Source organism: Telmatospirillum siberiense, assembly GCF_002845745.1.
Classification (GTDB): domain Bacteria; phylum Pseudomonadota; class Alphaproteobacteria; order Rhodospirillales; family Magnetospirillaceae; genus Telmatospirillum; species Telmatospirillum siberiense.
In genome coordinates, this window is sequence record NZ_PIUM01000009.1 from 19,962 (window position 1) to 33,301 (window position 13,340).

5 protein-coding genes are annotated in these 13,340 nt (G+C 61.3%); 2 read left to right on the forward strand and 3 right to left on the reverse strand.

Going from position 1 to position 13,340, the window contains the following annotated elements:
- From CWS72_RS09935 to CWS72_RS09945, 3 genes are read right to left on the reverse strand one after another with little or no spacing between them, the layout of a single operon-like run.
- A complete protein-coding gene (locus tag CWS72_RS09935) occupies positions 1–807 on the reverse strand; it encodes an HAD family hydrolase (protein WP_199175625.1) in 807 nt (268 codons plus the stop codon).
- A gap of 57 nt (positions 808–864) precedes the next feature.
- Entirely contained in the window at positions 865–1,326 is a 462-nt protein-coding gene (locus tag CWS72_RS28775; protein WP_101250452.1) for a hypothetical protein, read from the reverse strand.
- A 16-nt stretch (positions 1,327–1,342) separates the two neighbouring features.
- Complete coding sequence (locus CWS72_RS09945) at positions 1,343–7,987, reverse strand: GH36-type glycosyl hydrolase domain-containing protein (protein WP_241911662.1); 6,645 nt, start codon at positions 7,985–7,987, stop codon at positions 1,343–1,345.
- 398 nt (positions 7,988–8,385) lie between these two features.
- On the opposite strand from CWS72_RS09945, the gene tkt reads away from it, so the two are divergent.
- Both tkt and CWS72_RS09955 read left to right on the forward strand, forming a co-directional pair.
- Positions 8,386–10,437, forward strand: a complete 2,052-nt coding sequence (gene tkt / locus CWS72_RS09950; protein WP_101250534.1) for a transketolase — start codon at positions 8,386–8,388, stop codon at positions 10,435–10,437.
- Positions 10,434–13,262 carry a bifunctional transaldolase/phosoglucose isomerase gene (locus tag CWS72_RS09955; RefSeq protein WP_101250453.1) on the forward strand — a complete coding sequence of 943 codons (2,829 nt, stop codon included), beginning with the start codon at positions 10,434–10,436 and terminating at the stop codon, positions 13,260–13,262. The genes tkt and CWS72_RS09955 overlap by 4 nt, the downstream gene beginning before the upstream one ends.
- Positions 13,263–13,340 lie beyond the last annotated feature (78 nt).

A 13,340-nucleotide genomic window follows, 5' to 3' on the forward strand; every position in this document is an offset into this window, starting at 1 on the left:
CTAGCTTTCCCGCTGCAATCCAAACGAAGCCAGCGTCGCGGACGTGGATGCGTAATCCGTGTGAAGAACGCTTCTTATCCCCAGACTTTCCGCGACCTGGACGAACATCGGAGTGTTTTCGATGTAGGCGATCTGCCGGGCCGGCACTTGGGCGATATCCAGGGCAAGCCGAAAGATGTCCGCGTCCGGCTTGAGGAGATGGACGAAGCAGGAGGAAATGAACAAATCGACGAGCTCATCGAGCTTGAACTGGGCGATCCGATAGGCATTCAATTCGCGTCCCTCGTTACTGACCACGGCAATCTTCAGGCTGTGCCGGAGCTTGAGTTGCGTGACCAGTTCGATCATCTCTGGGTGGGGCTTTGATTGCTCGAACATGAAGTGTCGAAACTGAGCCCTGGAGAACGGTCGTTTTTGGTGGAAGACGACCCAATCCAGATAGTCCTCCAAGGTGAGCTTGCCTTCCTGGTAGGTATCCCAAGCCAGGTGATGGCGCTCCTCGATCTCAGCTAATTCCAGTTTGAAGTTTATCGCCGCCCGTTCGCGAGCATGACGATCCCATCCGTCGGTGAGCAGAACGCCGCCGATATCCAGAAAGAGGCAGGTGATCGCGGTGTTTTCGCCATCGTTTTTGTGATTCGCCGATTGGATCATCGCTGCCATGGGATTCGAGCGTCTTTCAGTGGGAGCCCAACGCCGTCCTTGCGCCGTCTCTCGCGCGTCACGTCCGCTGGTGTGCGGGGCCGTTGCCGGTAAAGGCCGCCTTGAGCGACGGTTTTCCCTTTTCCGGCACGCCATTTGTTCCATGCGACAATATTCGGTGACGATCCCGCGAAGTAGGTTCGGAAATTACTCATCGCCGCTTTAAGTGATTTCCACGAACGGGACCGTTGCGGCATCCCGCCTCTTTCGCTCAGGATCTTCGATGTTTTTGCGAAACGCGGGATCAGCCAGAACATGCCGGAGTTTATCCTGGATGCCGTCTCCGGTTACTGCTTGGGCGCCGCCCAGAACAATCGGGTGAACCCGCTTACCCTGGGGCGCCGCCAGCGCGTGCGTGTCTATGCCCAGGAACAGAGGACCATCGATGTCCCGCCACTTGCGGTAATCGCCAATCGCCTGGCTGATGGCCAGGACATGCCAGTGATTGAAAGAGTTTTGAAAGGCGGACCCACGATGCCCGGAGGTGCCGAACGCGACCCGCCGCGACGGGACAGTCGGGTCCGCTGTTTCGGTGAAATAGGTCGTCACCAGTCGCGGGACATTGACCAGCATTGACGGCTCAACGGGTTTTCCCGCGCTCGGGTTTATATGGTTGTCCGCCATTTTCTTCCTTCCACGTTCATCCGAGGACGATCCGCACGCGGTGGGTCGCGCCGTCGTCGGACAGAGGGATCCGGACGGAATTTCCGGCGGGAGATCGAGCGGCGTTTGAACCGGCCGGCGCTGGAGGCGCAAGCGTCATCTGCGGATCGGGTGTCTGTTCGACCTTGTTCGGGACGAGATCGATCGCCTCGCCATCAAGCTCCGCACGGACGATACCGCGGCTGACACCTCGTGGATTCTCGACTTGTATGTCGTAGCGGCAAGAATGGTATCGGAAATCGAGGCCGAAACTTGGCCATGCCGTCGGTATGCAGGGGTCTAGGAGCAGAGACGTTCCTTGCAGGTGGAATCCGAGAATCCACTCGATGCCGGCTCGGTACATCCATCCGGCCGAACCGGTGTACCAAGTCCATCCGCCGCGGCCGATATGGGGGGGCGTGGAATAAATGTCGGCGCAGGCGACGTAGGGTTCGACCTTGTAGCGGTGCATTGCGTCGGGCGTGCTTGCGTGATTGATCGGGTTCAGCATCGAGAACAACGCGCCGGCCTTGTCGCCGTCGCCCAATATGGCGAATGCGATCACCGACCAAATTGCGCCGTGCGTGTATTGACCCCCGTTTTCCCGGATGCCGGGCGGATAGCCTTTGATATAGCCGGGATCGAGCGGCGAATGATCAAATGGGGGGGTGAAAAGGAGGGTCAAGCCGTCTTCGCGGCGGACGAGGTATTTCTCGACCGCCGCCATGGCGCGCGCGGCGTGGCCGGGATCGCCCGCCTGCGAGATGACGCTCCATGACTGCGCGATCGAGTCGATGCGGCATTCGAGGCTTTCGGCCGAACCGAGCGGGGTTCCATCATCGAAATAGGCGCGACGATACCAATCGCCGTCCCATCCTTCCTTTTCGAGGGCTTTTGCCAAATCGAGCGTGTGTTGCCGCCAGGTCGCGGCGCGCACCTGCTCATCGCGACCCTCGGCCAGGCGAATGAACTTCGTCAAAGTGGCATGAAGAAACCAGCCGAGCCAGATGCTTTCGCCTCTTCCCTGGACGCCGATGCGGTTCATGCCGTCGTTCCAGTCTCCGGTGCCGATCAAAGGCAAGCTATGACCGCCGAGGGCAAGACTCTGATCGAGAGCTTTTGCGCAGTGTGCGTATAAGGTGGCCTGCTGACTGGATGGCGTCGGCTGAAAGAAGGCTTCCTGTTCTTCGTCGCTTAACGGTGTCCCTTCGAGAAAGGGCACCGTTTCGTCCAGGACACCGAGATCCCCCGTCGATTCGACATAGTGGGAGACAGCATAGGGAAGCCATATCCGGTCATCGGAAATACGCGAGCGTATCCCGCGCCCCGATTCCGGCAGCCACCAATGCTGCACATCGCCCTCGATGAATTGCCGCGAAGCGGCGCGCAGCAGATGCTCGCGCGTCACCTCCGGCTTCGCCACGCAAAGCGCCATTCCGTCCTGAAGCTGGTCACGAAAGCCGTAAGCGCCGCTCGCCTGATAAAAGGCCGAACGTGCCCAAACCCGGCAGGAGAGCGTTTGGTAAAAAAGCCAGCGGTTGAGCAGGATATGCATGTCGCGAAGGAAAATGTAAGAGCCCCAGCAATCGCGGGTGACGTCTTCTTGCCATCGCGTCACCGCAATGTCGTGCCATCGGCTGTATCCCGAACCCGCCGCGGTGAGCATCACCGCATATCTGCCGTTCGAGAGGAGATGGGTGCGGGGGGTGAGGGCGTGCGGGCTATCGTATGCGCGCCGCGCCGAAGACAGGAGGCCGCCGATACCGCGAGCGGTTTCCTCGGTCTCGGCCTTGGGTGCGGAAATCGCGACATCATGCGGTACGCGTTCCTGAAGCAAGAGCTCGGTCGCCTGGATCATTGGTTCCGCATGAAACCGACGGCGCATCGACCCGTCCTGCAGCGTATCGGCGATCGCGATGACGCTCATTGCCTGATGATGCGCCATGTAGGCTCGCACGACGGCATGGTCCGCGTTTTCGGGCAGACGCGCCTTTGTATAGTCAAGCGCCTCATACCAGCCGTACCGGCCACGGCCGCCAACCTCGGTCAAACGGGAAAAATTGCGCACCGCCGCCTCGGGATCGACCATCGCCGCGAGGGCCGTGGCATAAGGAGCGATCACGGTGCTGTCACCGATTCCCCGCTTCAAAGCCAGATCCGGAATGCCAAAGCTGGAATATTGATAAGTCAGTTCGAGGTCTCGCGCGCTGAAGGCGGATTCCGAAGCGCCCCAGGGCACGCCGCGGGCGGTTCCGTATTTGATCTGTTGGCGCACGATTTCACGGCTCGTCTGCTCAAGCAGACTGCCGTCCGGTGCGCGCATGACCAGCGATGGCATCAGATACTCGAACATCGATCCGGACCAGGAGACCAGCGCGGAACGGCATCCGAGCGCGACCAGGGTCCGCCCGAGCCTGAACCAATGGCGGGTCGGAAGGTCTCCCTTGGCGATCGCCACGAAGCTGGCGAGACGGGCTTCGGATGCGAGAAGGTCGTAATAATTGGAATCGAGGCTTTCGTCGGCAACCAGATATCCGATCGACAGCAACCCTCGTACGGGGTCGATGAGAAACCCGAACTCCATCTCCTCGAACATCTTCCTTGCCAGGTCTCCGAGCGCCTTAAGACGCCCTTGCAACGCCGCGGACGCTTGGGTGGAGCGCTGGAACTCGACGATCAATGCGTCGAGTTTTGTGATGGCATCGGGCGTCGAGTCCGGTGGGAGGAGAAGTTCCGCCCGCCGGTGGGCCAAGGTGGAGAGGGCCGCCTCGCAAAGATCCGGCAGAGCTGCCAATGTCGGCATGGCGTCCAACAGGGTGTCGGAAAGACCGTAGACATCGCCTTGGCCGGAAAGGGCATTGACCATGTCGCCGGCGATAAGTCCCGCCCACGGCAGCAAGGACTCGATATCCTGCTGATGACTGAGAACGGATGCGCATATCGCGTCCGCCCATGTCAGCACCTCGGCGCCGTTACCATCGCGGTGTTCTTCCGCCAGTTGTCGCGCAATGCCGGCGATCTTTTGGGCTTGGAGCGCAAGCTTGCCCAGGCTCAGGACCACGCTTATCGGAGTTGACGGGGGATGTCGGAGAGAAGCGGCAAGAAGGTCGAGTGCGTCGGTCAGATGTTTACGGGTCACCGATAATGGGTTTTCGGAAACGTCGCGCAGGGATTCCCGCAAGAGGTCCAGCGCATCTCCGATTCCGGCGTGCCACGAGGGATCGATCACCGGACGCTTGCTCACTTCGCCACAGGCATTCCACAGGGCGACCAAGTGACCTGCGAGATTTCCGCTATCGACCGATGAAATGTACTTCGGGTCCAGCGGGCGAAGATCGAGCGTTCCGTACCAATTGTAGAAATGACCTCGGAATCGCTCCAGGCGGTCTATCGATTCCAGGGTTTTTTCGAGCCGTTCCGTGGCCGTGACCATTCCGATCCAGCCAAAATCATGGGCCGCCGTCACCGATAGAAGATATAGGCCGAGATTCGAAGGCGATGTCCGGTGGGCCACCACCGGTGTCGGCTCTTCCTGAAAATTGTCTGGCGGCAGCATGTGATCCTGTGCCGTGACGAAGGTCTCGAAGAAGCGCCATGTGCGGCGCGCGATCAGGCGTAGCGCATGTCTGTCCGAGCCGGCGAGCGGCTTGTGAATCGATAGGGCCGACGGCAGACTGGTCCACCGCGCGACGACCGGCGAGAATAGCCAGAGGATCACGAACGGCGTCGCGACGGGCCAGGAATGGGGGGCGACCCATGCGACGACGGCCGAGGCACCTGCTGCGAGGCCCACCCCACCGGCCATCTGCCGGTAGAATCCGAGCAGATCGAGCGGCGGACTGACCTTTTCTTGAGCGGTGCTAACCCATTCGAGCAGGTTTCGGCGCGACACGATCAGACGGAATAACGTTCGGAGGATCGCGTCGGACATCACCCATGCCTGATCTGCCAGAAAGGTGATCAGGAGCGCGACTTGCGAGAGCGCCAAGGTGAGGTCTTTTCCGACCGCCCACAGATGCACCGGCCTCGAAAGTCCGGACCGCCGCGGCACGATCTCGCTGAGGAATGGCAGTAGGTAGGGGGTCGCGGTAGTGGTCAGAATGAACGCGCTCCACAGTTCCGCGGAGGCGAACGGCAATGTCCAACCGCCCAGCAAAGCGAGGACGCTGGCTGGTGCCGATAATGACCGTCGCAGATTATCGATCATCTTCCATCGACCGACCGGAGGGATGGCGCGAGAGCGCCGGTCGCCTTTCGTGGTCGATCCCGAACCGAGGATCCAGGGCAGTAATTGCCAATCGCCGCGTGCCCATCGATGCCGACGTGCCACCGCGACGTTGTAGCGTTCCGGAAACTCGTCGACGACCTCGATGTCGGACACCAGACCCGTCCGCGCGAAGATGCCTTCGAGAAGGTCGTGGCTTAGGATCGTGTTCTCGGAAATTCGTCCGACGAGCGATTTTTCGAAGAAATCCACATCATAGATCCCCTTTCCACAATAGGAGCCTTCGCCAAAAAGGTTCTGGTATATGTCGGAGGCCGCGCTGGCGTAAGGATCCATGCCGCTTGTGCTCGAAAACAGGCGTTGGAACAGCGAACCGTCTCGACCGTTCGGCAATGAAGGCGTGATACGCGGCTGAAGGACCGCGTAACCGTCGATGACGTGGTGGGAGTGGGGATCGAGTGTCGGTCGGTTCAACGGGTGAGCCATCTTCCCGATCAGGCGTTTGGCTGTTCCCCGCGGCAATCGCGTATCGGCATCGAGGACGATGACGTAGCGGACATTGGCCGGCACGATTGGAGGACGGCCATCGACCGAGACAAAAGTCGTGTCACTGGCGCCGCGCAGAAATCGATTGAGCTCGTGCAGTTTTCCGCGCTTGCGTTCCCACCCGATCCATTGTCTCTGCCCTTCGTTCCATAGCCGGCGACGATGGAGCAGGAGAAATCGCTCACCGTCGGGTGATGGTCCGTAGCGCCGATTTAACGCGGCGATCCCGTCGGAAGCGGCTTTGAGCAGATCATTGTCGGCCGGCGCGCTCTCGGTATCGGAGTCCGTCCAGTCGGTGAGCAGGGCGAAACGGAGGTCGCCGTCCGAATTTGCCAGATGATGAACCTCCATCCGCTCGACCTGCCTCGTGATCGCAAGGCGTGATGTCAATAGCATGGGCATGACGATCATCGTGCGTAGGCTTGATGGGACGCCTTCGGAAAGCTCGATGCCGGGGAGGGGGATTGCATTGAAGCGAAGGGTGACGGCGCAATTCACCAGCGCTATGGCCATATCCGACGCGGGGAGCAACGCGAGGAGCGCCAGCGCATAGAAGACCCGGTTCCCGTCCCGTTCCAAATTCCAGGGCAGTATCAAAACGGCAATGAGGACGGTGACGATCGCGACGATCCCGAGATAGCCGGAAATTCCGATGGCCGCGTTGGAGCGGATGATCCAGCCCTTTATCGTGAGGCGAAATCCGAGCTCCTTCTCGAACACCGCCCGTCCCTTCGCGATGAGAAAATAGCCTGGATCCCGCTGGCCAGCCGTGACCGTCTCGTCTCCTCCATGCTTCGCTGCTTCCAGTGCAAGTCGGGCGATGTCGGTTTCGGAGTGGCTCGAGCCTCGCGCCAGTTCTTCGATCGCCCGCCGATAAAGATCCCGCGTCGTGAAATCCATGGCGGCGAAATCGCTGCCGGCTCGAAGTATTTCATCGACGACACTGATACTCTCGAACAGCTCCCGCCAATCGATGGCCGATATCAGTCGCATGCTTGTGATGACGTTGCGGATCGTCACATTGACGGCGCCATGGTGCCGTTGTTCCTCATCGACGATGTCCGCCGCCGTGGTTCCCTGGGCGGCCAGCCGGTCGTCCAGACAATGGAGGACCGGCAACGCCCTCGGATCTCGTTCGCGCAGTCGTTGGACCAGTTGCACCGCGAAGGCCGCCGACAATGGTCCATCGAAGGCCTTTAAAAGTGCCTCCGCCGGTTCGATCTTCCGATCGTCCACTCCCAGCAAGCGGTCGGCCAAAAGATTGGCCCGTTGACGGGCCGCCTGGTAATTGGCGATGTCGTCGGCCAGGCGTCGCAAATTCTCCACAAGCACGATACGCAACATGATCGCGACCGCCCACAGCTCACCGATCGTCAACGGCCGTACACGCTGATAGGCGCGTACGAACCGGCACAGCATTTGGGAGTCGAAACGGCTATCGGTATGCGCGACGAATGCCCAGGCCAGTCCGAAAACGCGCGGGTAACCCGCGTGTGGCCCATCCGTCAGTTTGGGCAATTGGCGATAGAAGCCGCGAGGGAGATCGTTGAGGATCTCTTGAACCTGTTCTTCCACGACGTGGAAATTATTAACGAGCCAATCCGCCGCGGGAGTGACGGCGCGTTCCTCGCGGACCGCCATCGCGGTGGCATAATAGGCGGTGCGCAATGCGCGTTGGTTATCGCGCAGGCGCGGCTCCAACCGGTGCCCGCTCGTCGGTTTCGATGTGATGTGCTGAGATGCCGCAAGAGACGCGGCCTGTTGCTCAAGCCGCTCGATACTGAAGAGCTCAGCCCGAATCGGCTGTTCCAACTCCCTGACCGCGCCTTCCGCCGAAGCAGGCCTGAAGAAGCGGCAGGTGAGCCTGTGCACTCTCGTCCTCAGCTTGGCTGGGATAGAAGTCCGCGAGAGCAGGTTTCCGTCGTCGTCCAAAGATGTACCCCGGGCAGGAATCCGGTTTTCAAAGGGTTGCCAGTTCATCCACTGCCCCCGGCGGCTTGGTTGGTGGAGAAATTGTGCGGATTGGTCGACGTTTACGAGGACGTGTGGTGCGGCCATTCGCCCGGTTGCGAATTTTGACGATAACGTCTGAAACGCCGCGGACGGGAGCCTCGGAAACTACGCAGGCCGGAGAGCGATGACTTTGTTGAGATAGAGGCGGATTCAGACACTTGGCCCCAAGCGTCTGAATTTGAGTAATTTCCGAGTCTACGGCTACGAACCCGCTGCCGCCTATGATCCGGCGTTGTCGGCCCTGCGGAGAAAGCACCATGGATCGAGATACGGCGTCGTCGCGTGAGTGCTCGATCGAAGAGCTTTGCATCGATACCATCCGCACCTTGTCCATGGACGCCGTGCAGCAGGCCGATTCCGGACATCCCGGCGCGCCGATGGCTTTGGCGCCGGTGATCTACACGTTGTGGCAGCATTTTTTGCGTTTTGATCCGGAGGATCCGGCCTGGCCGAACCGCGACCGGTTCGTGCTGTCCAACGGACATGCCTCGATGCTGCTTTACGCGATCTTGCATCTGACCGGCGTGCGCGTGGTCACGCTCGACGAGATCAAGCGTTTCCGGGAGATCGACAGCAAATGCCCGGGACATCCGGAATATGGTCTGACGCCGGGCGTCGAGACGACAACCGGGCCGCTCGGCCAGGGATGTGCGACAAGCGTCGGCATGGCGATTGCCGAACGCTGGTTGGCGCAGCATTTCAACCAGCCCGATTTTACCAGGTTCGACTACAACGTTTATACGCTGTGCGGTGACGGCGATATGATGGAGGGCATCACCAGCGAGGCCGCCTCCTTGGCCGGACATCTGATGCTGGGGAACCTCTGCTGGATTTACGACAGCAACCGGGTGACCATCGAGGGCCACACCGATCTCGCTCTCAGCGATGACATCGCGGCGCGCTTCCGGGCCTACGGATGGAATGTCGAACGGGTCGGCGACGCTAACGATGTGGAGCGGATCTCACAGGCGATCGAGTCGTTTCTGCGCAGCCACGACGTCCCCACGCTGATCATCATCGAGAGTCATATCGGCTACGGCGCTCCGCATAAGCAAGACACCAGTGCCGCGCATGGCGAGCCCCTGGGAGTTGAAGAAATCCGCCTGACGAAGCGCGCTTATGGCTGGCCGGAGGACGTCCAGTTTTTGGTGCCTGACGGTGTATATGCGCATTTCCGCGACGGCATCGGGCAGCGCGGCGGGCAGATGAGGAGGGATTGGCTGTCCGGTTTCGCCGCATATGGCGCCCGGCATCCTGACCTTGCTCTCCAGCTTGATCAGATGCGCACGGGCCATCCCCCCGACGGTTGGGACCATGATCTGCCGTCCTTTCCCACCGATTCCAAAGGGCTTGCCAGTCGCGATGCATCGGCCAAGGTCTTGAATGCCATCGCCTCCCGTTGTCCCTGGCTCATCGGCGGCTCGGCCGATCTCTCGCCGTCGACCAAGACGCGTCTCACCTTTGAGGCCGCCGGGGATTTCGAGGCAGGGACATATGGCGGACGCAATCTGCACTTCGGTATTCGCGAGCACGCCATGGGCGCCATTCTGAATGGTCTCGCTCTGTCCGGGATTCGTCCGTTCGGTTCGACGTTCCTCATTTTTTCCGACTATATGAAGCCGTCCGTCCGCTTGAGCGCGCTGATGGCGCTGCCGGTCATTTACATCTTTACGCATGACTCGATCGGTGTCGGCCAAGATGGCCCAACGCATCAACCGGTCGAGCAACTGGTCGCGCTGAGAGCGATCCCTGATTTGATGACGCTCAGGCCCGCCGATGCCAACGAGGTCGTCGAGGCCTGGCGCGTCATCGTCGAACTGACGCATCAGCCGGTCTGTCTGGTGTTAAGCCGCCAGTCCCTGCCGACGCTGGATCGCACGCGCTATGCCTCCGCTGCGGGGGTCGCGCGCGGCGCCTATGTTTTGGCGGAAGCCGGGGAGCCGGCGGTAATCCTGATTGGGACGGGCAGCGAGGTCGCGCTCTGCGCCCAGGCATATGAGATGCTCAAGCGGGAGGGCATCGCCGCGAGCCTCGTCAGCATGCCGTCGTGGGAACTGTTCGAACGGCAGGATCAGGCCTATCGCGACAGCGTGTTGCCGCCCCATGTCGTGGCGCGGGTCTCGGTCGAGGCCGGCTCGGTGATTGGCTGGGATCGGTATGTCGGCCGTGACGGTGCCAAAATCGGGATGCGCGGCTTCGGTGCATCGGCGCCGATCGGGGATCTTCTGTGCAAATTCGGGTTTACGGCGGAGGCCGTGCTTGCCGCGGCGAAGCGGCAAATTGCGCAGAGCAAGGAGAATGGGGCATGAACCGGCTGAAACAGCTTGCGGTGTGCGGCCAGTCGCCCTGGCTGGACTATATGAAACGAAGTCTGATCGAGACGGGCGGGTTGCGCCTGCTCATCGAACAGGACGGGCTCAGGGGCGTCACCTCGAATCCCTCGATTTTCGAGAAGGCGATCGCCGAGACCGATGACTACAAGGATGCGCTGACGGCGTTCCAAGCCGCGGCCGATCACGGCATTTCGACAATCTACGAGCATCTGGTGATCGCCGACATCCGCGCGGCCGCCGATGTCCTGTTTCCCGTTTATGAAGAGACGGGGGGGCGCGACGGCTATATCAGCCTGGAATGCTCACCCTATCTGGCCAACGATACCGCCGCGACCATGGCCGAAGCGTTGCGGCTGTGGACGGCGGTGGCGCGTCCCAATCTGATGGTTAAAGTCCCGGCGACCGCGGCGGGACTTCCGGCAATCCGTCATTTGATCGGCAAGGGACTGAATATCAACATCACTTTGCTCTTCTCCGTCGGCGTCTATGAGCAGGTGGTCGAAGCCTATCTTTCCGGACTCGAGGATCTGGCTCGGGGAGGCGGCGACGTCTCCAAGATCGCTGGCGTCGCCAGCATTTTCGTCAGCCGCATCGATGCCGCCATCGACAAGCGGCTGGACCAGCTTGGGGACAAGGCGGCGGCGGATCGGTTGCGCGGCAAGGCGGGAATCGCGAACGCCAAGCTTGCCTACGTCCGCTACAAGGCATTGTTTTCGGGGCCGCGCTGGCAGGCGCTGGCCTCATCGGGCGCGCAGTCGCAGCGCCTGCTCTGGGCATCCACCAGTACCAAGAATCCGGACTACAAGGACACGATGTATGTCGAGGCGCTGATCGGTCGCGACACGGTCGATACCCTTCCGCCGGCGACGATGGAGGCGTTTCGCGACCATGGTGTGGCCATGCCCGACGCCATCGAGCAGGACGTCCCGGGTGCCCGCGCGATCCTGGCCGAACTTGAACGCCTCGGCGTCTCGCTGGACGAGGTGACGGAGGGTCTTGTCAAGGACGGCGTGCAGAAGTTCGCCGACGCTTTCGACAAGCTGTTGGGCGCCATTGCGCGGCAGCGGCTGTCGATGCAAGACGGCGCGACCACACGGCAGGAGATCTCCCCCGGCTCGGCGGAGATGGAGGCCGCCGTCGCGAAGGAAATGGACGTCTGGCGTAAAAGCGGCGGCATAAGGCGGCTATGGGCGGGCGACAAGTCGCTGTGGGTCGGCAGGGACGAGGACAAGCGGGTCGGCTGGCTTGATATCGTTGACCGGGAACTGGGTGATATCGACTGGTTGGATAGCTTTGGGCGGGACGTAAAGCACCGCGGGATCGAAGACGTTGTCCTGCTGGGAATGGGAGGGTCGAGCCTCGGTCCGGAAGTGCTGAGCGCAACATTCGGACGGCAGGTCGGCTGGCCCGGCTTTTTCATGCTCGACAGCACCGATCCCGCACAGATCAAGGCGACCGAACAGGCTGTCGATATCGGCAGAACGTTGTTCATCGTTTCGTCCAAATCAGGCGGCACGCTCGAACCCAACATCTTTCTGGACTATTTCCTCGAGCGCGTCGGCGCGGTTCTTGGCAAGGACCGGGCCGGTGACCATTTCATCGCCGTGACCGATCCGGGATCGCCGCTCGAACGGCGCGCCAAACATCTGCATTTTGCGCATGTCTTCCACGGTATGCCGTCGATCGGCGGGCGGTACTCGGTGTTGTCGAAGTTCGGCTTGGCCCCGGCGGTGGCTATGGGTATCGACATCAAGCGTCTCCTCGAGACGACGCAGGCGATGGAACGGACCTGCGGTCCCGATGTGCCTCCGGCGGAAAATCCGGCTGTTCGGCTCGGCGTTGCCATGGGCGTGGCGGCGACGCATTTCGGCCGCGACAAGGTGACAATCATCGCCTCGCCGGGAATCACCGACTTCGGCTTCTGGCTGGAACAACTTCTGGCGGAGAGTACGGGCAAGCTCGGGCGCGGATTGATTCCGCTGGCCGGCGAGCCGGTGACCACGCCCGAGCGCTACGGCAATGATCGGTTTTTCGTCTATCTGGAGCTGGACGGGCAGGGCGATCCGGCTCAGATCCTGGCGGTGGAGGCGCTGGAGCGGGCCGGCCATCCGGTCGCGCGGATCCGGGTTCGGGATGCCTGGCACATCGGCCAGGAGTTCTTCCGTTGGGAAATCGCCACGGCCGTTGCCGGCGCCATCATCGGCATCGATCCGTTCGACCAGCCCGATGTCGAAGCGAGCAAGGCCAAGACGACCGCGCTGACCGAGGGCTATGCGACATCGCGTGGCCTGCCGAGCCGGGAGCCGGTGTTCCGCGAGAACGGGCTGGCCCTTTATGCCGATCCCCGCAATGCCGCCGAGTTGGGCCGGCACAATACGTTGGCTGGCTATCTGAAGAGCCATTTCGACCGCGTTCAGATGGGGGATTACGCAGCTTTGCTGGCCTATATCAAGCGTGATGAGGCCCATACCAAGGCCCTGACCGCGATGCGGAGCGCCATCCGAGACAAAACGCACGCCGCCACCTGCGTCGGCTTCGGACCTCGCTTTCAGCACTCGACAGGGCAAGTCTACAAAGGAGGTCCGAACTCCGGCGTATTCCTGCAAATCACCTGTGACGATCCGGTCGATATCGACGTGCCCGGCCGGGGCTATAGCTTCGGCGTGGTGAAGTCGGCGCAGGCCCAGGGCGATCTTGAGGTGCTGGAAGAGCGCGGCCGCCGGGCGTTGCGCGTCCATCTCAAGTCTGTCGATGCGGGGCTGGCTGAATTGGTTCGCGCGGTCGATGAGGCACTTTCTTAGGGCTTGGGGCGAAATTATCGCTCCAAGCCCTGAAGCCCGAGCGGCGCATGAGCCGGCCGAAGCCGGAGGCATCATATA